Here is an 18944-nt window from a genome sequence, read left to right as displayed (position 1 = left end):
CGCAATGACCCAACCTCTGCTCGAAATCAGTGGGCTCAAGACCCACTTCGGGGTCGGCGGTACCACCATTCGCGCAGTGGATGGCGTCGATCTGGTGGTCAACCCGGGGGAAACGGTGTGCCTCGTTGGCGAGTCCGGCTGCGGCAAATCGATGATGGCACGTTCGATCCTGCGCATTGTGCCACCCCCTGGGCAGGTCACCGCAGGCCAGATCAACCTGCACCGACAGTCGGGCAAGGTCGTGGACCTTGCAGCATTGGACCCGAAGGGCGCCGAGATCCGGTCGATCAGGGGCCGCGAAGTCGCGATGATCTTCCAGGAACCGATGACTGCCCTGGGGCCGGTGCAGACAATCGGTTCTCAAATCACGGATGCCATTCAGCTGCACCTGAAGGTCAGCCGAAAGGAAGCGCGCAACCAGGCCATCGAGGTCCTGACCCGCGTAGGCATGCCGCGGCCTGAGCAACGGTTGGAGGCCTACCCGTTCCAGCTCAGCGGCGGTATGCGCCAGCGAGCCATGATTGCCCTTGCATTGTCGTGCCAGCCGCGCCTGCTGATTGCCGACGAGCCTACCACCGCTCTCGATGTGACCACCCAAGCTGTCATTCTCGACCTGATCCGGGACTTGCAGGCCGAAATGGGGATGGCTGTGCTGTTCATCACCCACGATCTGGGCGTCGTCGCCGAAATCGCTGACAGCGTCGCGGTTATGTATCTGGGGCGCGTTGTCGAGCGCGCCGCGGTCGATGACATCTTTCACAACGCCAGGCACCCCTATACTCGCGGGCTGCTCCGTTCCATCCCACGTCTGGGCATCCGCGTCGGCGAAGAGCTCGACACCATCGAAGGCATGGTCCCCAACCCGTTCAACCGCCCCAGCGGCTGCAGCTTCCATCCACGTTGCGTCGAGATGATCCCCGGACGTTGCGACCGCGTCGATCCCAGCCGCACCCGCCTGCCCGACGGCACCGAGGTCCGCTGCTTGCTGCACGAGCCCCACAGGCAGGAAACAGCCCCCGCGGGAGCCCTGCAATGACCCTTGTGGCCAAACAAGGCATCCGGCGATCCGGGTCGAGCGACAGGCGTACGCCCATCTATACGGTCGAGGGACTTAGGGTGCATTTTCCCATCACGCGAGGCGTGATGCGGCGCATTGTCGGGCAGGTGAAGGCTGTCGACGACATTTCCTTCATCGTATATCGGGGCGAGACGCTGGGGCTGGTCGGGGAATCCGGCTGCGGCAAGACCACGACCGGTCGCGCTCTGCTGCGCATCGTCGAACCCACGGGGGGTAGGATTACCTACACACCTCCCGACGGAGACCCCATCAACGTCCGTACTGCCGGCCGCGACGAACTGAAAGCCGTCCGTCGTGCCGCCCGTATGGTATTTCAGGACCCCAATTCTTCCCTCAATCCGCGCCTGCCTGTCGGCGAAATCATCGGCGAAGGACTCCATTATCACGGCATCGCGCGTGGCGCCGAAATAGAAGACCGCGTTGCTGACATGCTGCGGCGCGTCGGGCTGCGTCCCGAATATATCCGGCGCTACCCGCATGCATTCAGCGGCGGTGAGCGCCAGCGCATCGGCATTGCACGCGCCCTGGCGGTCAATCCGAATTTCGTCATCTGCGACGAGGCCGTGTCGGCGCTGGACGTGTCGGTGCAAGCCCAGATCCTGCGTCTTTTGCGTGAACTCAAGGACGAGTTCGACCTGACTTATCTTTTTGTCGGGCATGACCTGGCAGTCATCCAGCATATCTGCGATCGGGTCGCGGTCATGTATGCGGGAAAGCTCGTCGAGATCGGCCCCACCCAAAGCATCTTTGCCACGCCGCGCCACCCCTATACTGAGGCTCTGTTGTCAGCCGTACCCCGTCCGGATCCGCGCGTGCGAGGCACAGGGGAGCGAGTCCGCCTCGCCGGCGAGGTCGCCGACGTTTCCAACCTCCCATCCGGCTGCGCCTTCCATCCACGCTGCCGCTATGCCACCGAGCGCTGCAAAACCGAAACACCCCAGTTGCGACCGGTTGGCGAACAAATGGTCGCCTGCCACTTTGCAGACAGCCTCACTCTGAAGGGAGTAGGCAGCTATGCCGCCTGACACCCGAATGCCTTCCGGGCCTGGCACGCTGCTGCCGGACCTGCTGCTTGCCTGGCTCGACCCGCGCATCCGCTATACGTGAGCCGCACGCCTATTCGGCCGCAGCCGCCCCACGTTTGATGAACCCGTCCGGATCCTCCTCGGCGGCCCGCCGCAGCTGTTCCTCGGCTTCGCTCGCCTCGCGCTGACGGCTCCACATCTGCGCATAGAGGCCGCCGAGGGCCAGAAGCTCCTCGTGGCGGCCGCGCTCGGCGATCTGGCCGTCACGCAGCACGAGGATTTCGTCGGCATTGATGACGGTCGAGAGCCGGTGGGCGATGACGACCGTGGTGCGGTTGGCCGACACCGCATCGAGCGCCGACTGGATATCGCGCTCGGTCTTGGTGTCGAGGGCTGAGGTCGCCTCGTCGAGGATGAGGATGGCTGGCGACTTGAGGATGGTGCGGGCGATGGCGACGCGCTGCTTTTCGCCGCCGGAAAGCTTGAGCCCTCGCTCGCCGACCTCGGTCTCATAGCCCTTGGGCAGGCGCTCGATGAAGCCGGCCACCTGGGCCATGCGCGCAGCCTCGCGCACCTCGTCCTCGGTCGCGTCGGGACGACCGTAGCGGATGTTGTAGGCGATGGTGTCGTTGAAGAGCACGGTATCCTGCGGAACCATGCCAATGGCGGCGCGCAGCGACGCCTGAGTCACCTCGCGCACGTCCTGCCCGTCGATGGTGATGCTCCCGCCGGTCACGTCGTAGAACCGGTAGAGCAAGCGAGAGATCGTCGACTTGCCGGCGCCCGAGGGGCCGACAACGGCGACGGTCTTGCCGGCCGGCACCTCGAAATCGATGCCCCTCAGAATCTGCCGGTCCGGGTCGTAGTGGAAGTGCACGTCCTCGAAGCGGACGACAGGCCCGCTGATCGTGATCGGCCTAGCGCCCGGCTTGTCCTCGATCTCCGGGTTCTGATCGAGGAGCTTGAACATCTCCTCGATGTCGGTCAGCCCCTGGCGGATTTCACGGTAGACGAACCCGATGAAGTTGAGGGGCCTGTAGATCTGCATGAGGAAGGTGTTCAAGAGGACGAAATCGCCGAGCGTGAGCGTTCCCGACATAACGCCGTTGACCGCCATGACCGAGATAACGATCAATCCGCCCCAGAAGATTGCCGCTTGGCCGAAGTTGAGGAAGCCGAGGGAGGTCCAGATGCGGATGGCCGAGCGCTCGTAGCGCGCCATGGATCTGTCGAAGCGTTCGGCTTCCATCTCTTCGTTGGCGAAATACTTGACCGTCTCGAAGTTGAGGAGGCTGTCGATCGCCTTGGAGTTGGCGTCGGTGTCGCTCTCGTTCATGTCGCGACGGATGGCGATGCGCCAGTTGGAGGCCTTGATGGTGAAGTAGAGATAGGCCCAGATCGTCGCCACCAGCACGCCGAGATAGCTGACCCCGAACATGACGATGAAGACGATGGCGACGATGACGAATTCGACCAGCGTCGGCGCGGTATTGAGCATGGTGAAGCGCACGATCGTCTCGATGCCCTTGGTGCCACGCTCGATCACCCGGCTGAGGCCACCCGTGCGGCGCGACAGGTGGAAGCGCAGCGACAGCCGATGCATGTGCTGGAAGGTGCGATAGGCGAGCTTCCTCACCGCATGCTGGCCGACGCTGGCAAAGAGTACGTCGCGCAACTGCTGGAAGCCGGCATCGACGATGTTGCCGATGCCGAAGGCGATAACGAGCACGATGGGTACGGCAATGCCCAGCACGACCGCATTCTCTGGAGTGGTGCCGTCGAGGCTGTCGATGACGCCCTTGTAGGCGAAGGGGATGAGGGTCGTCGCCGCCTTGGAGACGAGGAGTGCCCCGATGGCCAGCACCACGCGCAGCTTGAGGTCCGGGCGCGCGGCCGGCCACATATAGCCCCAGAGGTTGCGCACCGTGGAAAGCAGACCGCCCTCCTCCGCGCTCACCGTCGGGCGGGATTCCACGCTGTTGTCGGTCGTCATTAAGCCGGTTCCGTCTCGTTCGGGCGTAGTTTTGCAGTCAACCCTGCAAGCAGGCCTCCATAACCGGCACCGATCGCTTCAAGCCGGTCATAACGCGGCAGATAGCAGTTCCGGGTGCCCTTGGGACGGCACTCGATGAGACCGGCCTCGAGCAGCACCTTGATGTGCTGGGACACCGTCGACTGGGCAAGCGGCAGACATTCGGTCACGTGCGTACAGCAGCACTGGTCCTGCTGCTGCTGCGCAGCCAGGATACGCAATATCGAGAGGCGCACCGGATGCCCGAGCGCCCGCATGGCGGCGGCGAGATCGTCGTCCTGCATGATCAACTTCTTTTATCGTCGTTTTACGATAGAAGATGCGGGCGACGGGCGCAAGGCAAAAGCGGCCACCCGACGAAATCGCAGAGTGGGAAGACCTTAGCCGCGTGCCGACCACGCCGCATACGGCTGCACACTGAAGGAAGCGTCTGCCGTCTCCGGGAGGACCGCGATGAACTCAATCGAGTGACTGTCGGGATCGGAAAAATAGAGCGAGATGGCCGGCATCCAACCGATGACCACCGGTTCATCGACGGGCTCTCCCCGAAAACCTCTGGGCTCGATACCCTTTGCCCTGAGCCGATCAATGCTCGCGATGATGTGGTCGAGCTCCATACGAAACGCCAGGTGCGATCGCATCTTCATTGGACCGGATCCCGCATGCCAGAGCCCAAGCATGCCGATCTCTTTGCTGCCGGCCCAGAAGAATGCAACCTGGCGCTCCTCAATCACTCGGGCCAGCTCCAGGCCGACGACGTCTCGATAGAACGCGATCGACCGCGCGAGGTCAGAGACGGTCAGATGGGTTTCATAAAGCCCGAGGACGGTGGGCGATGTGGTGGACATGCAGCTCTCCAAAAAAGTGGAGAGGCGAGGCTGCAGCCTCAAGCTAAGTTGAGGTCAAGTGGTCTAGTTTACCGCCCCGGAGCCGCTCGCCGGACTTCTGGCAAGGAGAACGCTGCTTCGGCGATTTCAAACGCCCGAAGGTCATTCGAGAGCAGACGGTTCACGTTGAAACGTTCATGCAATTCGATCACCTGCTGCCGATACATCGCGCCAAGGTCGGCGACCGCTCGCAGAATGGCTCCGGCTTCGAGCGGGCAATACGAGGCTCGTAGGGCACCGAATACCTTCTGGCTGCCCCGTTCATCGAACTTCGCGTAGAGGGTCGTCGACGGTGTTCGCTCGGACAGCCAATCGTCCGCCTTCATGACGTGACGGCGAAACTCGTCCAGAAGCGTCTGCGCATAAGTCAGCTCTCCCCGCTTTGCCCGGCGGATCGTTTCGTGCAGCGCCGCCAGCCCCTTGCTTATGGAGTGGCTGACATCCTCCGTTGCGACCTCGAAGTCCAAGCCGCGCGATCGCTCAATCAACTGGGCAATCGTTCCGCGGGGGTCGTAGAGCACACGACTAGGCAGCCCGTACCATGGGGAGGCCGTGAGGCGGTCTCGATCACGGTAGAAGATATCCATTTTCCCGAAGGGCTCGAAGTGCGACACGCAATGCTGCGCACCGGGCATCCACTCGTTGAAGAGGAACCCCGGCCAGCTACTGGGGATCTCCCGCCGACGACGCACGAAGTCCGCATGGTGCTCGCTCTCAACGACCACCAGAAGATCGATGTCGGAGTAAGGATCGGCGATGCTGGCCCCCAACGATCCAACAAGAAAAATGCCCACCACATGCGGGTCGGCCGAGAGGACACGCGTGGCATGGGCCAGGCGCGCATCTCTTGCTGCGACGAGTGCGTCGAGATCGAGTGTTTCAGGGGCTGGGTCGGGCATGAAAGCAGCCTAGCATATGCCCGACGCAAATCGACCGGCCCTGTTCACGGCGACACGGGACCAGCAGCTCGTGAAGCTGAAGTCGCTTACGCACGCCTGCCGGCAGACGAAACGTCGGGTGCGGCGACAGTCGAATAGCCATCGTCCGTGGCGCCGTCGAGATAATCATGGCGTGACCGTCAGCCCTGATCGACTATATTTGCCGCTCGACCCTCCCCTCGGTGAATGCCTCCACATGCTTCAGTCGTTAGAACTCGATTCAATCCGGACATTGGGCATTCCCGGAATTTCGATGGCAACGATCCGCGAGGGTGTTCTGCACGAGGTCCGCCATATCGGAGTTCGACATATGCGGACGACGGACCCAGTCGATGCCGACACAGTGTTCGAGGCAGCGTCCTTGAGCAAGCCCTTGGTGGCCTACGCCGTCCTCCATCTTGTCGACGCGGGCAGGATCGATCTCGACGAGCCTCTGTCACGCATCGTTCCGGCCGTCATTCCAAACGATCACGAAGCCGCAGCCATTACCGCTCGCCATGTCCTGACCCATACCACCGGTCTGCCGAACTGGCGGCGGGAGGAATATCCGCTTCGAATCTATTTTCCTCCCGGCTCCCGATTCAGCTACTCTGGCGAAGGGTTCTTATATCTCCAGAGCGCCGTGGAACACCTCCCGGGCGAACCTCTCGACAACCTGATGAGAAAGCTCGTTTTTGAGCCACTCGGGATGGAACGGTCGGCATACACGTGGGAAGAGCGGTTCGAGGAAAACTTCGCGGCAGCACACGACGACAAAGGGAACGCGTACGAGAAGTTCAAGCCGAGCGTGGCAAATGCCGCATATTCGCTTCACACGACCGCCGTCGAGTACAGTCGCTTCCTTGTGGCGACGATAGGTAATTCGGGGCTGAGTAAACCAATCCACGAGGAGTGGCTGGCCCCGCAGGCACACGTGCCGGTCGGACGGTTCGAGGCATTGGAGAGCACTCCTCCGGAAACCGATCCCGGTGTTGCCTGGTCCCTTGGGTTGGGTCTCGAGGTCGAGACAGGAACGTGGTTCCATTGGGGCTCAAATCTGGGCGCGTCGGCATTTGCCGTCGTTAATGCGCGGTCGGCATTCGTGCTGTTTGCAAATAGCAATTCGGGGCTTAGCCTGGTTCCGCAGATTCTGGGCGAATTCCTGCCTGGCGATCACCCCGCATTGTCGTGGCTTGGGCTGTCCTAGGTACACCGACGCAGCCCCCGCGATCAAATCGCAGCTGAGTGGCAAAGAGTGAAGCTCTACCTCAAGACTGATCTTGTTCGCGAATTGACCCACTTACGGTCCGGTGGTTCGCTAGCTCTATGAGGACGCGGTCGCAAGATCCGACGGGCACCTGCGCGCCACGACATTTGTGTGCTGGGTGCGCGGGCCGCCCGGGACGCTTCATGAACTGCCATATCAATCCATCGCGCGACTGGCAGGTTTCAACCCATTCCAGATATTCGCATACCCATGGCTCCCGTCAGGTGCACGAAATCGGCGATAGTGCGGGACTGACTGTTGCGGCCTTGATGAACCGAGCTACCCTCTAGCGATGAAGATTCTTGTCACAGGCGCGTGCGGAACGATTGGCCTCGCGGTTACAGAAAAGCTCGTTTCGGCAAATCACGAGGTCATTGGCTATGACCGTGTCGGTTCAGAACTACCGGATGGCGCAAGTCTGATTGAAGGTGATGTAAGAGACTTCGCACACCTGAAAGAGGCGGCCAGAGGTTGCGAGGCGGGTATACACTTGGCGGCCGTGGCAGATGGGGCCACCGTCAGTGACATACTTTCGATTAATGCGCTCGGCGCTTACGGTTTTCTAGCCGCCGCCAAAGAGGCCGGGTTCAGGCGCACAATCATTGCCGGTTCGGCTCCCGTCCACCTGCCCACTAGTGATCGCGACAACAGCTTTCCGCCGCCTTCCGACGGCGGGGATCATGTTTACGATCTGAGCAAAGCGCTACAGGAAGTCATCGCTAGTGACTTTCGTTCGCACGGATTGGCCGTGCTCTGCCTAAGGTTCGGCCATATCGTGCGCGGCGAGGAGGAATCCAACCTGGAGGGCTCGCTCGCGCTCAAAAACGAGCACTATTGCCGCGGCGGATGGGTTGCGCTCGAAGATATCGCTGAAGCTTGTCTCGCCGGTCTCGCGCTTCAACCATCCGAGGATGCGCTTGAGATTCTGAACATCGTTGGTGCGAAGGGGGCGCGGGAACGATTCAGAGTTACCGCTGCCGAAAACAGACTCGGCATCACTCTCCAATATGATTTTGCCGCTTACGAACCGGCTGAACCTGCAGAGTCGGAGTCGCGACAGTCTCGGTGATCTCCGCCCCAAGGCTGATGAAGCGTGTGCTCCTACTCAAGGAGGGTAATTTGGTCCGGTTCGTTTCGCCGGCAAGCACTCGCGCCGCGCGGGGATCTAGGACAGCAGGCGCAGTGCCTTGGCCCGCTGGTCGCCGGACATCGACGCAATCCCCTCGAGACCGATCGACCGAACCATGCGTTGCGAGCGCGAGACCGATCTCGCGTTTTCGCGATGGCAAGTCCGAGTCTCCGAACACTGACCGACCACTACATGCGCTCCGGGATCTCGATCCCCAGAAGCCAAAGCGACTTTTCGAGTGTCCGCGAAGTCAGCGCACAAAGGGCCAGGCGCGAGGCCCGGATCGCTTTATCCGGTTCGGTCAGCACCGGACAATTGGTGTAGAACCGGCTGAATGTCTGAGCGAGTTCGAAAGCGTACGTGGCGATTTCACTTGGCTCGTAGCTGTCGACAGCCTGTTGAACGGCCGCGGCAAACGACAGGCACTGCAGCGCCAGATCCCTTTCCACTCCCCTGAGATCTGCACCAAAGGCTGCCCGTGCGTCCCCTGCTTTCTCCAGGATTGATGCCATCCGGACAGCTGCATACTGAAAATACGGTCCCGTCTTCCCCTCAAACGAAATGGCCCGGTCGAGATCGAATGTATAGCCGGTAAGCCGCTTGCTGGAGAGGTCCGCAAACTTGAGGGCGCCGATCGCGATCTTGCCCGCGAGCTGCTCGCGGTCGTCGAGATGGATGGGAATGACCAGATCGGCTTTCGACTTGGCGTCCGCGATCAACTCCCCAAGCTTTGCCGTGCCGCCGGCCCGGGTCTTGAGAGGCTTGCCGTCGGCGCCGTTAACAGTGCCAAAGCCGCAATGCGTCAGCCTGGTGGTGAAACCAGCCTTTGCGGCGGCCCGGAAGACTTGCGTGAAGTGTTCCGCTTGCCGTTGGTCGACGACGTAAATGATCTCGTCCGGAGCGTAGGTCGCGGTCCGTTGTTTGATCGTCGCCAGATCGGTGGTGCCGTACATGGCGGCGCCGTCTGACTTGACGAGGATGAGTGGGGGGATCGGCCGGTCACTGTCCTCGGGCTGTTGAACGTCGATGACGATGGCGCCCTGGCTCTGCGTCGCCACCTCATTTGCAAGCAAGGCGTCGACCAGGGGCGCGATAATCGGCTGCGTGTCCGATTCCCCAGCTAACAAATCGAAGTGGGCGCCGAGCTGGTCGATGTCCGCGCAGATGCTGGTCATCGAAAGCGCCCGGAAATGTGACCACAGCGCCCGATAGCCCGGCCTTCCCGCCTGCAGCTCGGCTGTAGCTATCCGCGCCATCGCGAGCCTTTCTGGATCGGCTTTGCAGGCGGCGGCCGCCACTGGGTACATCCCTTCGAGATCGGCAAGGATGATCGGCGGCTCCGATGGATAGGGACCGCTATAGCTGCGATCGAAATACACCAGATCCGGCATCCGCAACTGAAGCTCGCTTATCAGTTGACCCATCTGCAGCCCCCAGTCGCCGAGAGGGATGTCGCTGATGACGGTATGGCCAGACGCAATGAGTATCCGCCGCAAGCTCTCCCCGAGGACCAGGGACCGCAGGTGCCCCACATGCAAGGGCTTTGCGACGTTCGGTCCGCCAAAATCCAGCACGATAGTGCGCGCGTTATCCGCGGTGGCAATTCCCAAATCGCTGCTGGCAAGCGCCGCCTCGAGGCAGTCGACAAGCGTGGCCTGCGACAGCGTGCAGTTGATGAACCCTGGCCCGGTTACCTCGACCAGTTCGAACGTCGTGTTGTTGGAGAGCTCGGCAGTGATTGCCTGAGCAAGGTCCAGTGGCTTCTTTCCAAGCTTCCCTGCCAGCGCCAGGGCGCCGTTGCATTGAAAATCCGCCTTGCTGTTCCGGTGCGGTGGAGAGGCAAGCGCATGTTCGATGGGCAAGCCGAGAGCCTTGAATGCCTCGACCAGCGCTGCTTCAGCGGCAGCGACGGCGGTAACAGTCTGCAATTTTGGGAGGTCCTGAACGAGCAACACGAAACGGGCCGGCTTGGCATTCGCCAGTCGGTTACCTTCGTCGCGTGATGTGTCTCGCTTCGGTCATGAGCTCTCTATCCTTCAAGCGCGGCGGAAAGTCCAGACCTGGCTCGCAGGCGCAGTATGGTTCGGTCGTCCAGCAACGGTCGGCTGGCGATAGCGAGACTGAGTGCGGCCGCGTCATCGTCCACCCGTGCGAAATCCTCGGTGATCTCGCTTCCTAATGGCACAGGCGCGGCGCCATCGACGCGATCAAAGTGGCAGTGGTTTCGCCGGCGATCAATGTCATGCGGTCGTGTGCGCGAACGATCGCCGCCATGGTCGTCCCATATTCGGCCGCGAGCAGAACGCCGATGTGAACCGGCATTCCCCAAACTGAAACTTCATGTCACGTTGGAATATCCCCTTAGGAATGCTTCCTCCACCTCTCGATGTGCCTGCCAATGCTCTCGGAGAGTGCTACCGTCGGGGACCACTTCAGCAGCGTTCGGGCGCGATCGACGTTGGTATGCCGGGTGTCCGGGCGGAGAATTGGGCGTGACCGTTTCCGCGGCGCTCGAGGTGGGTTACTGCTCGGCCTTGGGTAGATCGAACACCTGGCCGGGATAGATCCAGTCCGGATCGCGGATCTGGGCGGTATTGGCCTGGTAGATGGTGGTGTACCTGATGCCCTGACCATAGACGCGGCGGGCGATGGTCCAGAGATTGTCGCCCCGGCGGATGATCGCCCTGCCGGACGCGAAGCGCTGCAACTCCGGATCGCCGACCGGCTCGGCAACCATCGTCGGCACTGCGCCGGCATCGACAGCTTCGGCGACCTCCGCACGAGGCTCTGGTGCGACGGTTTCGGCCGGTGCCGGGACGGGTTTGGCCGTCGTTCCGGCCTGTGGCTGCGGTTCGGCCGAGGTTTCGGCCGTTTCGGTCGCGGGGGCCTCGGCGACAGCTGTCGTCTGCGCGGGCATATCGACGCGGAAGTTGACCTCGGCGCGCGCGGCAACCTCGGCGGAATTCGCGACCAGCATGTCTATGCGCACCGCGTGCTGGGGACCGGGCAGGATGTCGCCGGCCTCGACCAGCCAGCGACCGCCGTCGACCGGTGCATCAGCAATGAAAACGTCGTCGACGTAGAGGCGCATGGTTGCGCCGTCAGGCCCGGCACCGGCAAAGAAGGTGCGATCGCCATCGATCTCGATGGCATCGATTGTCGGCGGAGCGGCGGTTTCAATGGGTTCGGGAACGGCGGCCGGCGGTTCGGCGGTCGGCGTTGCCGGCGCGGGGACAGCTGCAACAGCCTCGGGTTCGACCGCGGCCTCAGGTGCAGCCGGCTCGGACGCAGGTTCGGGCCCGACGGGAGCCGGCGTTTGATCGGCCGAGGGTTCATCGGCAGGAACCTCCAGCGCGGCGGCGGCGGTTTCTACAGGCTCAGGCGCGGGCGATGGTTCCGGTTCTGACACAGGTTCCTGAGGCGCCCCGGCCGCCGGGGCCTGCGAGTCGGCCGTGGCGGAGGGAGCTTCGCTCGCCGGTACCTGCGGCGCATCGCTTGCAACGGGTGCATCGGCGGGTTCATCGGCGGGCGGATCGGTATCGCCTACACTCGCCTCGGTCGGCGCAGCAGGCGGCTGGGCCGGTTCCTCGGGAGTCTCGGGCGCAGCTGTCGCGTCCTCAGGAACCGAGGCAACCTCCATCGGCGCGGGCCGCTCGAGGCCTTGGAGAACTTCGCTCGCCTCGCCAGGTTCGCTTGCCACCACCAATGGCTGGGAATCGCGATCGGGATCGATGACGACGACGAAGGACTGGTCCGCGCGCCCCTCCTTGCCCGCTTCGGCGAGAGTGATCTCACGGCCGCCTGGCGCAATCGGCTCCTCGGGCACCAGCACCCAATCGCCGCTGTCCTCGACGGTTGTACGGCCGATGAGCTCCTCATCGGCATAGACCTCGACCTCGCTGCCCGGCGTGCCGCTGCCGGCGATCACCACAGACCCATCCGGCTCGGCGCGCAGCAGGCCGAAGGTCGCCGCGATGAGGTCGTCTATCTGGTCAGCCTCGGGAGGAACCGCCTCGACTTCGGGCGTTGCAGCCTCCGCCTCGGCGGCGGTCTGACCGGCTTCGGCTTCGGCTACTGGGGCCGACGCGGCAGGCGGGGCCAGCCCCGCGCCGGCGAGCTTGTCGCGCAGGCACATGCCGGCATTGTCCGGTCCGCCGAAGCAATCGATCACCGACGGTCCGGTGAGGATGCCGATCACGACCACGAGTGTAACAGCCGCCGCTCCAATGGTGAGGGCAAGAGGTCTATTGGGAGCGGTCTCGGGCAGTTTTCCCTCCTGGGCACATGCCGGCCCGACGCCGGCGAGTCGCTAGTTCATCTATCGCGTTCTCGGACGCAAGCGGGGTCCACTTTTGCCGAAAACACCTAGAGCGCGATGCGATTTGATGGAAATCAAATCGCGCGCGCTAACTTTGGTTGTCGCGGGATCTTCGCGAAGAACCGGTTCCCACTTTTTCGCGTCCCGCTCTAGAGCCTTATGCGTTCTGACGTAATCAGAACGCCGGCTCTAGTCTTTGTTGTCGCAACGTTTTTTGCGCAAAGCCGGTATCCACCTTTGCGCACGCTGCTCTAGGCTGCTGTTGTCGCCTGTGCCGCCTCAGTCTTCAACAGCTTATAGGTGATCGATTCATACAGCGCCTCAAAAGATGCATCAATGATATTGGGGGAAACGCCTATGGTATACCAGCGCTCGCCGCTGCCATCCCGGCTCTCGACCAGTACACGGGTGACCGCGCCCGTGCCGCCGTCCAGGATACGTACCTTGAAGTCGACGAGCTCCAGATCTCCGATGCGGTCGGAGTACTTGCCGAGGTCTTTGCGCAGGGCAAGATCGAGCGCATTAACGGGACCGTTGCCCTCCGCCACCGACATCAACAGGTCCTCGCCGACCCGGATCTTGACCACCGCCTCGGTGACGTTGACCAGCTCACCCCGGGCGTTATGGCGGCGTTCGACGCTGGCGCGGTAGCTTTCGACGTCGAAGAATTCCGGCAACGTTCCCAAGACGTTGCGGGCGAGGACGATGAAAGAGGCTTCAGCCCCGTCATAGGAATAGCCGCGCGCTTCGCGCTCCTTGACGGTCGCGAGAAGCTTGTCGAGCCGGGCATCGTCCTTGGCAACGACGATGCCGTGGCGGGCGAGCGCCGTCATCAGATTGGATTTGCCGGCCTGCTGGCTGACCATCACGGCGCGTTCGTTGCCGACGCTTTCGGGTGGCACGTGCTCATAGGTCGAATGGTCCTTGGCGAGGGCCGAGGCGTGGATGCCGGCCTTGGTGGCGAAGGCCGAGGCGCCGACATAGGGGGCCTGACGTGCCGGGGCTCGGTTGAGCCGATCATCAAAAGCGCGCGAGATGTGGGTGAGGCGCTCGAGACGAGTCGCATCGATGCCGGTTTCGAACCGCTCGGCATAATAGGGCTTCAGCACCAGGGTCGGGATCAGCGTCACCAGATTGGCATTGCCGCAGCGCTCGCCGATGCCGTTGAGCGTGCCCTGGACCTGGCGCACGCCCGCATCGACGGCGGCCAACGTATTGGCGACGGCCTGGCCGGTATCGTCGTGGGCGTGGATGCCGATGCGGTCGCCCGGAGCGACCGTCAGGACCTGCCGAACGATGTCGCCGACCTCGGCCGGCATCGTGCCGCCATTGGTGTCGCAGAGCACCACCCAGCGCGCGCCCGCGTCGACGGCGGTCCGGACGCAATCGAGCGCATAGGTACGATTGGCCTTGAAGCCGTCGAAGAAGTGCTCGAGATCGATGAGCACCTCCTTGCCGGCCTTGGCGGCGGTGCGCACCGTGTCGGCCAAGCCTTCGAGGTGTTCGGCGGTGGTCGAGCCCAGGGCCAGCTCCACCTGGTAATCCCATGCCTTGGCGACGAAACAGGTGGCGTCGGCCCCGGAATTGACGAGGCCTTGGACGCCCGGGTCGTTGGCGGCCGAGCGCCCTGCCCGCTTGGTCATGCCGAAAGCGGTGAAGGTGGCCCTCTTCGTACGCCGTTCGGCGAAGAATTCGGTATCGACGGGATTGGCACCCGGATAACCGCCTTCGACATAGTCGACGCCAAGTTGCTCGAGCAGTGTGACGATCGAGATCTTGTCTTCGAGCGAGAACTCGATGCCGGCCGTCTGGGCGCCATCGCGAAGCGTCGTGTCGAAGAGGTAGAGGCGTTCCTTGGTCATTGTCGTACTCGATCTTGCGGCGGCCAGGCGTCCGTATCGTGGTCGGGATGTTGAAAGGGCCTGCGCCGAGTCACCTCGTCGGCGGGAAGCTTGTCGCCGAGGCCGGCCGTGGGCAGATCGGCGAGCTCACCGAACCAGGGCATGCGCGTGCCGACCCAGTATTGTTCCGTCGGCTTCAGCGCCGCCGGTACATCGAGGGTGGCAATGCCGACATCGATCGTGTCCTCTCCCTCCGGCTCGAAGGTGAGCGGGGTACCGCAGGCAGCGCAATAGCCGCGGACGGCTGCCGCCGAGCTGGGGTAGTGCGCAGGCTGGCCGCGGGTCCAGCAAAGGGCGGCGCGCTGAGCTGTAAAAAACGCCCAGGCAATGGAACCCGTCGCCTTCTGGCACATCCGGCAGTGACAGATCGCGACCAGTTCCGGTGTGCCCTCAAACGTGTAGCGCACGGCGCCACACTGGCAGCCGCCGGTCAGATGCACATCGGTCATGACCGTCCTCCCACCGTCGGCCACATATGCGTGTCGTGATCGGGATGCTGGCGGTTGGTGCTGCTGATCCGCTGGAGCATATCGGGATTGCCAACGTAGGTCGGATGATTTCCGGGGAGCTGCGTCAGCCCCGTATACCAGGAAACGCGGCTCTCGTTGCCGTACTGGATCACCGGCGGTGCTCGGTCCGGCTCGTCGAGCGTGCCGACGAGCACGCCGACATCGTCGGCCTCAGGGTAGTCGAAGGTCAGCGGCGTACCACAGGCGCTGCAAAAGCCACGGCGTCCGACGCCGGAGCTCATGAAGTAGCTGATCGTGCCGCGGGTCACCCGAAACGCGGGCTTGAGCACCGGGCAGATGATCGCGAAGGGGCCACCGACCGCCTTCTGGCACATCCGACAGTGGCAGACATGGACGTTCTCCGGCTGCTGGTCGAGCGCATAGCGCACTGCGCCGCACTGGCAGCCGCCGGTTAGTCGGACCTCGGTCATACCTCTCCTCCCAACGGCGGCCAGACATCGGTGTCGTGGTCCGGGTGCTGATGGTTCGATACCCTGATCCGCGCAGCGGCCTCCGGGTTTGCCTCCTCGGTCGTTCCATAATCCTTGAGATCGGAGAGTTGGTCGACCTGCGGCAGCCGGGCTTCCATGCCAAGCTGGAAGGCGAGCGGGATCTTTTCGGGATGATCGAACGAACCTATGGTCATCGAGATGTGCCGATTGGCGTCGTGCCGGAAGAACAGAGGGGTGCCGCACTCCCTGCAGAATCCGCGCTCGACATGCTCGGAACTCTTGAAGGCGCTCGGGGCGCCGCGTGTCCAGGTGAAATCCTCCAGCGGCACGCCGACCAGCGACATGAAGAAATTGCCGGCCGCCTTCTGGCACATCCGGCAGTGGCAGACGTGGGAATTGTCTTTGAGAGACCGGGCCTGGTAGCGGACGGCACCGCACTGACAGCCGCCGGAAAGGACTTCGCTCATAATTGCTCCCTCGGATTCCAGTCTTCGGTATCGTGATCGGGATGCTGGTTGGAGTGAACCCCGGCCATGAAATCGAGCCACTCCTCACTCGGATGCTCGCGGATGGGCAGGCTCGTCAACCCATCGAAGAACGGCAGCTTGTCGGTCATGTTGACCTGGATCACCGGGGCGACGGCCGTCGGATCGTCGAAGGCGCCGATGGCGAGCTCGAGACCATACCTGGTCTCGTAAGCTAGGGGCGTACCGCAGTCGCCGCAGAAGGCGCGGCGGGCGACGTTCGAGCTCTGGAACCACTTCGGCTCGCCGCGCGTCCAGGTGCCGTCATGGGCGGTCACAAGCGGACCGAAGAACCCGCCAAAGGCCTTCTGGCACATCCGGCAATGGCAGATCGACGGGCGCCCCAGCAGCCGCGCGTGGAAGCGCACCGCCCCGCACTGGCAGCCACCCGAGAGGCCTTTGCGTTCAGTGCGGCCCTCATTCTGGCTCATGACAAACCGCCTCGATGTTGTGGCCATCGGGATCGAGCACGAAGGCTCCGAAGTAGTTCGGGTGATAGTGGGCGCGAATGCCCGGCGGACCGTTGTCGCGCCCGCCCATGCTGATGCCCACCGAATGGAAGGCGCTGACCTGCGCCCGGCTGGCGGCGGTGAAGGCGATGTGCATCTCGCCACGCGCCGGCTTGCCGTCGCCGATCCAGAAGGTCGGGCGTGCCTTGCCGAAACCGGCGTGGTGATCGCGCCCGAAGGTGAAATCGGCCAGCAGGTCAATGTCGAGCGTCTTGAGGACCGCGACGTAGAAGGCCTTTGACCGTTCGAAGTCGGAAACGGCAAGGCCGACGTGATCGAGGATTTGGATCACCGTTTCACCTCCCATTTGGTGCGGCGCTCGCCGGTTTCGGGGTCCTTGTAGTCGAGGAGCGCAATCCCCTCTTCGGCCAATTGTGCCCGAATAGCATCCGCGGTCGCAAAGTCGCGGGCAGCGAGGGCGGAGAGGCGGGCGCCGATGCGGGCTTCGACGTCTTCGGCCACAACACCTTCGCCCGAGAACCACTGCGTGGCTGTGCTCCCCAGAAGCCCGAGAAGACCGGCGCTGGCCTTGAGCGAGCGTTTGGCTGCCTCGCCGCCCTTGGCCGCCTCGACACGCAGGGCATGCAATGCGCCGACCGCCACCGTCGAGTTGAGGTCGTCGAGAAGTGCGTCCAACGCATCAGCGCACAGCAGCCCGCCATCGGGGGAGATGTCGCCGACCGCGCGATACCAGCCGTCAAGCAAGGTCTCGGCCTCCTCGAGCCTTTTGACCGAAAGGTCGATGGGCTCGCGATAGTGCGTCATGAGCATGGCGAGCCGCAGGACTTCGCCGGGCCATTTGCGGCCTCCGAAGGTTTCGGTTTCGAGCAGGTCGTGAATGGTGACGAAATTGCCGAGGCTCTTCGACATCTTCTGTCCTTCGACCTGCAGGAAGCCGTTATGCATCCAGACCTGCGCCATCATCGCAGTGCCGTGCGCGCAGCGCGACTGGGCGATCTCGTTCTCATGGTGCGGGAAGATCAGGTCGAGACCGCCGCCATGGATGTCGAAGATTTCGCCCAGATACCGTTCGCTCATGGCCGAGCACTCGATGTGCCAGCCCGGGCGTCCGCGGCCCCAGGGGCTTTCCCACCCGGGCTCATTTTCGGAGGAGAGCTTCCAAAGGACGAAATCGGCAGGATCGTGCTTGTGCGCCTCGACGGCAACGCGGGCGCCCGCGACATTGTCCTCGAGGTTGCGCCCGGAAAGCTGCCCATAGTCAGGCATGGAAGAGACGCTGAACAGCACCTCGCCACCCGCCACGTAGGCGTGGCCGCGCTGGATGAGCGAACCGATGAGGGCGATCATGCGGTCGATGTTTTCGGTCGCACGCGGCTGATGGGTCGGCTCGAGGCAGCCGAGTGCCTCGGCGTCGGCAAGGAACTGTGCCTCGGTCTTCTCGGTCACCTTGCGGATCGCCTCGTTGAGAGGCAGGCCCGGATAGTCGCGGGCGGCGCGGGCGTTGATCTTGTCATCGACGTCGGTGATGTTGCGCACATAGGTCACGTGTCCCGCTCCGTAAAGGTGCCGGAGCAGCCGGAACAACACGTCGAAGACGATGACCGGTCGGGCATTGCCGATATGGGCGTAGTCGTAGACCGTCGGGCCGCACACATAGACGCGCACATTGGTCGGATCGAGCGGCGTAAAGTCCGCCTTCTCGCGCGTCAGTGTATTGTAGAGCCGCAATTGCGGAGTTCCCGAGATCATGGAATGGAGTCCTGGCCAAGCAGAGTTGCGCTGGCAGCGGGCTCTTCGGGCGTTCTAGTCGGGGATGAAGGAAACCGCGCCGCCACCGATGGTTAGCGGATAATGATGCAGCCGGTAATGCAGATCGTCGCGGTTTTCATTGCAGCGGCAGATTGACCGCATGCCCGCGGAAAAATCAACCCCCGATTGCTCGCGGGCGTCACTGAGCCTGCGGGGCGCGGGCCCCGTCCTCGAAGCCTTCGATCATCAAGCACGCGCTGACGGCCTTTCCACCATAGGTGGAAAGGCGCTCATATTCGGGATCGGCAGCGCGCTGCTGTGGCGTCAGCGCGCCGAGGAGATCGCGCGAAAGCGTGTCGATATCGGCGGGCGAGAGATTGGCTTCAAAATCGGCTGATAGACACTCGCAGAGCCGGTCGAGGCCTTCCGGCTGGCTCTGGGTGATCCCCATGAGCGTGGCGCTGCGCGTGCAGGCGGCATGGAATCGGCCGATGGCGTCCTGCGCGAGTGCGACGCCGACATTTCCGGTGAGGAGCAGAATGCAAAAGACCCCAAGTCCGGCGAGCCGAACCTGCCGCGTTGCCGACCGGAACTTGAGCCGACCTTTTGTCCACCGCATCAGCGCTCAATAGCAAGCGGCGGCTCCGCGGGCAAGCCGGTCACTCGGCGCGGAACTGTTGATGGCA

19 protein-coding genes are annotated in these 18944 nt (G+C 63.1%); 4 read left to right on the top strand and 15 right to left on the bottom strand.

The window, feature by feature from the left end:
* Positions 1–4: 4 nt before the first annotated feature.
* Complete coding sequence (locus QQK18_RS12115; RefSeq protein ID WP_284340597.1) at positions 5–1036, top strand: ABC transporter ATP-binding protein; 1032 nt, start codon at positions 5–7, stop codon at positions 1034–1036.
* Positions 1033–2103, top strand: coding sequence for an ABC transporter ATP-binding protein (locus QQK18_RS12110; RefSeq protein ID WP_284340596.1), 1071 nt, complete (start codon positions 1033–1035; stop codon positions 2101–2103). The genes QQK18_RS12115 and QQK18_RS12110 overlap by 4 nt, the downstream gene beginning before the upstream one ends.
* A gap of 91 nt (positions 2104–2194) precedes the next feature.
* On the opposite strand, the gene QQK18_RS12105 is transcribed toward QQK18_RS12110, so the two are convergent.
* The 4 genes from QQK18_RS12105 to QQK18_RS12090 all read right to left on the bottom strand — a co-directional run bounded on the left by QQK18_RS12105 (position 2195) and on the right by QQK18_RS12090 (position 5921).
* On the bottom strand, positions 2195–4078 hold the full coding sequence (locus QQK18_RS12105) for an ABCB family ABC transporter ATP-binding protein/permease (RefSeq protein ID WP_284341029.1): 1884 nt from the start codon (positions 4076–4078) through the stop codon (positions 2195–2197).
* A gap of 17 nt (positions 4079–4095) precedes the next feature.
* Complete coding sequence (locus QQK18_RS12100) at positions 4096–4419, bottom strand: ArsR/SmtB family transcription factor (RefSeq protein WP_284340595.1); 324 nt, start codon at positions 4417–4419, stop codon at positions 4096–4098.
* Between the two features lie 96 nt (positions 4420–4515).
* The gene (locus QQK18_RS12095) at positions 4516–4983 is read right to left on the bottom strand and encodes a VOC family protein (protein WP_284340594.1); all 468 of its coding nucleotides are present in this window, start codon (positions 4981–4983) and stop codon (positions 4516–4518) included.
* A 68-nt stretch (positions 4984–5051) separates the two neighbouring features.
* Positions 5052–5921 (bottom strand): nucleotidyltransferase domain-containing protein, encoded by an 870-nt coding sequence (locus tag QQK18_RS12090; RefSeq protein ID WP_284340593.1) that lies wholly within the window; start codon positions 5919–5921, stop codon positions 5052–5054.
* A 16-nt stretch (positions 5922–5937) separates the two neighbouring features.
* Between QQK18_RS12090 and QQK18_RS12085 the strand changes: the two genes are divergently transcribed.
* Together QQK18_RS12085 and QQK18_RS12080 are read left to right on the top strand one after the other, a co-directional pair.
* Positions 5938–7146, top strand: a complete 1209-nt coding sequence (locus QQK18_RS12085) for a serine hydrolase domain-containing protein (protein ID WP_348523223.1) — start codon at positions 5938–5940, stop codon at positions 7144–7146.
* Positions 7147–7498: 352 nt separating this feature from the next.
* On the top strand, positions 7499–8275 hold the full coding sequence (locus QQK18_RS12080; protein WP_284340592.1) for an NAD-dependent epimerase/dehydratase family protein: 777 nt from the start codon (positions 7499–7501) through the stop codon (positions 8273–8275).
* Between the two features lie 248 nt (positions 8276–8523).
* Here the strand turns inward: QQK18_RS12080 and argS are convergent, their stop codons facing one another.
* The 11 genes from argS to QQK18_RS12025 all read right to left on the bottom strand — a co-directional run bounded on the left by argS (position 8524) and on the right by QQK18_RS12025 (position 18877).
* A complete protein-coding gene (gene argS / locus QQK18_RS12075; RefSeq protein WP_284340591.1) occupies positions 8524–10263 on the bottom strand; it encodes an arginine--tRNA ligase in 1740 nt (579 codons plus the stop codon).
* A gap of 247 nt (positions 10264–10510) precedes the next feature.
* Positions 10511–10657, bottom strand: coding sequence for a hypothetical protein (locus QQK18_RS12070; protein WP_284340590.1), 147 nt, complete (start codon positions 10655–10657; stop codon positions 10511–10513).
* Between the two features lie 199 nt (positions 10658–10856).
* On the bottom strand, positions 10857–12539 hold the full coding sequence (locus QQK18_RS12065) for a LysM peptidoglycan-binding domain-containing protein (RefSeq protein ID WP_284340589.1): 1683 nt from the start codon (positions 12537–12539) through the stop codon (positions 10857–10859).
* A 365-nt stretch (positions 12540–12904) separates the two neighbouring features.
* Positions 12905–14515: a citramalate synthase gene (gene cimA, locus QQK18_RS12060; protein WP_284340588.1), complete on the bottom strand. Its 1611-nt coding sequence runs from the start codon at positions 14513–14515 to the stop codon at positions 12905–12907.
* Positions 14512–15003, bottom strand: coding sequence for a GFA family protein (locus QQK18_RS12055; RefSeq protein ID WP_284340587.1), 492 nt, complete (start codon positions 15001–15003; stop codon positions 14512–14514). The genes cimA and QQK18_RS12055 overlap by 4 nt, the downstream gene beginning before the upstream one ends.
* A complete protein-coding gene (locus QQK18_RS12050) occupies positions 15000–15494 on the bottom strand; it encodes a GFA family protein (RefSeq protein WP_284340586.1) in 495 nt (164 codons plus the stop codon). Before QQK18_RS12050 ends, QQK18_RS12055 begins: the two co-directional genes overlap by 4 nt.
* Positions 15491–15982: a GFA family protein gene (locus QQK18_RS12045; protein WP_284340585.1), complete on the bottom strand. Its 492-nt coding sequence runs from the start codon at positions 15980–15982 to the stop codon at positions 15491–15493. Before QQK18_RS12045 ends, QQK18_RS12050 begins: the two co-directional genes overlap by 4 nt.
* Positions 15979–16470, bottom strand: coding sequence for a GFA family protein (locus QQK18_RS12040; protein ID WP_284340584.1), 492 nt, complete (start codon positions 16468–16470; stop codon positions 15979–15981). The genes QQK18_RS12045 and QQK18_RS12040 overlap by 4 nt, the downstream gene beginning before the upstream one ends.
* Positions 16457–16840, bottom strand: coding sequence for a VOC family protein (locus QQK18_RS12035; RefSeq protein WP_348523222.1), 384 nt, complete (start codon positions 16838–16840; stop codon positions 16457–16459). The genes QQK18_RS12040 and QQK18_RS12035 overlap by 14 nt, the downstream gene beginning before the upstream one ends.
* A complete protein-coding gene (gene cysS, locus QQK18_RS12030) occupies positions 16837–18258 on the bottom strand; it encodes a cysteine--tRNA ligase (protein ID WP_284340583.1) in 1422 nt (473 codons plus the stop codon). Before cysS ends, QQK18_RS12035 begins: the two co-directional genes overlap by 4 nt.
* A 199-nt stretch (positions 18259–18457) precedes the next feature.
* The gene (locus QQK18_RS12025) at positions 18458–18877 is read right to left on the bottom strand and encodes a hypothetical protein (RefSeq protein WP_284340582.1); all 420 of its coding nucleotides are present in this window, start codon (positions 18875–18877) and stop codon (positions 18458–18460) included.
* Positions 18878–18944: the final 67 nt, after the last annotated feature.

Source organism: Devosia nitrariae (genome assembly GCF_030160115.1).
GTDB lineage: Bacteria > Pseudomonadota > Alphaproteobacteria > Rhizobiales > Devosiaceae > Devosia > Devosia nitrariae.
This window is presented reverse-complemented; position numbering and strand designations above follow the sequence as displayed.

What these genes read in the sequence shown, in the direction of transcription:
- QQK18_RS12040 (WP_284340584.1), bottom strand. Translation starts at nt 16,470, where the DNA reads ATGAGCCAGAATGAGGGCCGCACTGAACGCAAAGGCCTCTCGGGTGGC.
- QQK18_RS12090 (WP_284340593.1), bottom strand. Translation starts at nt 5,921, where the DNA reads ATGCCCGACCCAGCCCCTGAAACACTCGATCTCGACGCACTCGTCGCA.
- QQK18_RS12095 (WP_284340594.1), bottom strand. Translation starts at nt 4,983, where the DNA reads ATGTCCACCACATCGCCCACCGTCCTCGGGCTTTATGAAACCCATCTG.
- QQK18_RS12085 (WP_348523223.1), top strand. Translation starts at nt 5,938, where the DNA reads ATGCCCGACGCAAATCGACCGGCCCTGTTCACGGCGACACGGGACCAG.
- cimA (WP_284340588.1), bottom strand. Translation starts at nt 14,515, where the DNA reads ATGACCAAGGAACGCCTCTACCTCTTCGACACGACGCTTCGCGATGGC.
- QQK18_RS12070 (WP_284340590.1), bottom strand. Translation starts at nt 10,657, where the DNA reads ATGCCGGTTCACATCGGCGTTCTGCTCGCGGCCGAATATGGGACGACC.
- QQK18_RS12110 (WP_284340596.1), top strand. Translation starts at nt 1,033, where the DNA reads ATGACCCTTGTGGCCAAACAAGGCATCCGGCGATCCGGGTCGAGCGAC.
- QQK18_RS12055 (WP_284340587.1), bottom strand. Translation starts at nt 15,003, where the DNA reads ATGACCGATGTGCATCTGACCGGCGGCTGCCAGTGTGGCGCCGTGCGC.
- QQK18_RS12045 (WP_284340585.1), bottom strand. Translation starts at nt 15,982, where the DNA reads ATGAGCGAAGTCCTTTCCGGCGGCTGTCAGTGCGGTGCCGTCCGCTAC.
- QQK18_RS12080 (WP_284340592.1), top strand. Translation starts at nt 7,499, where the DNA reads ATGAAGATTCTTGTCACAGGCGCGTGCGGAACGATTGGCCTCGCGGTT.
- QQK18_RS12100 (WP_284340595.1), bottom strand. Translation starts at nt 4,419, where the DNA reads ATGCAGGACGACGATCTCGCCGCCGCCATGCGGGCGCTCGGGCATCCG.
- QQK18_RS12115 (WP_284340597.1), top strand. Translation starts at nt 5, where the DNA reads ATGACCCAACCTCTGCTCGAAATCAGTGGGCTCAAGACCCACTTCGGG.
- QQK18_RS12050 (WP_284340586.1), bottom strand. Translation starts at nt 15,494, where the DNA reads ATGACCGAGGTCCGACTAACCGGCGGCTGCCAGTGCGGCGCAGTGCGC.
- cysS (WP_284340583.1), bottom strand. Translation starts at nt 18,258, where the DNA reads ATGATCTCGGGAACTCCGCAATTGCGGCTCTACAATACACTGACGCGC.
- QQK18_RS12025 (WP_284340582.1), bottom strand. Translation starts at nt 18,877, where the DNA reads ATGCGGTGGACAAAAGGTCGGCTCAAGTTCCGGTCGGCAACGCGGCAG.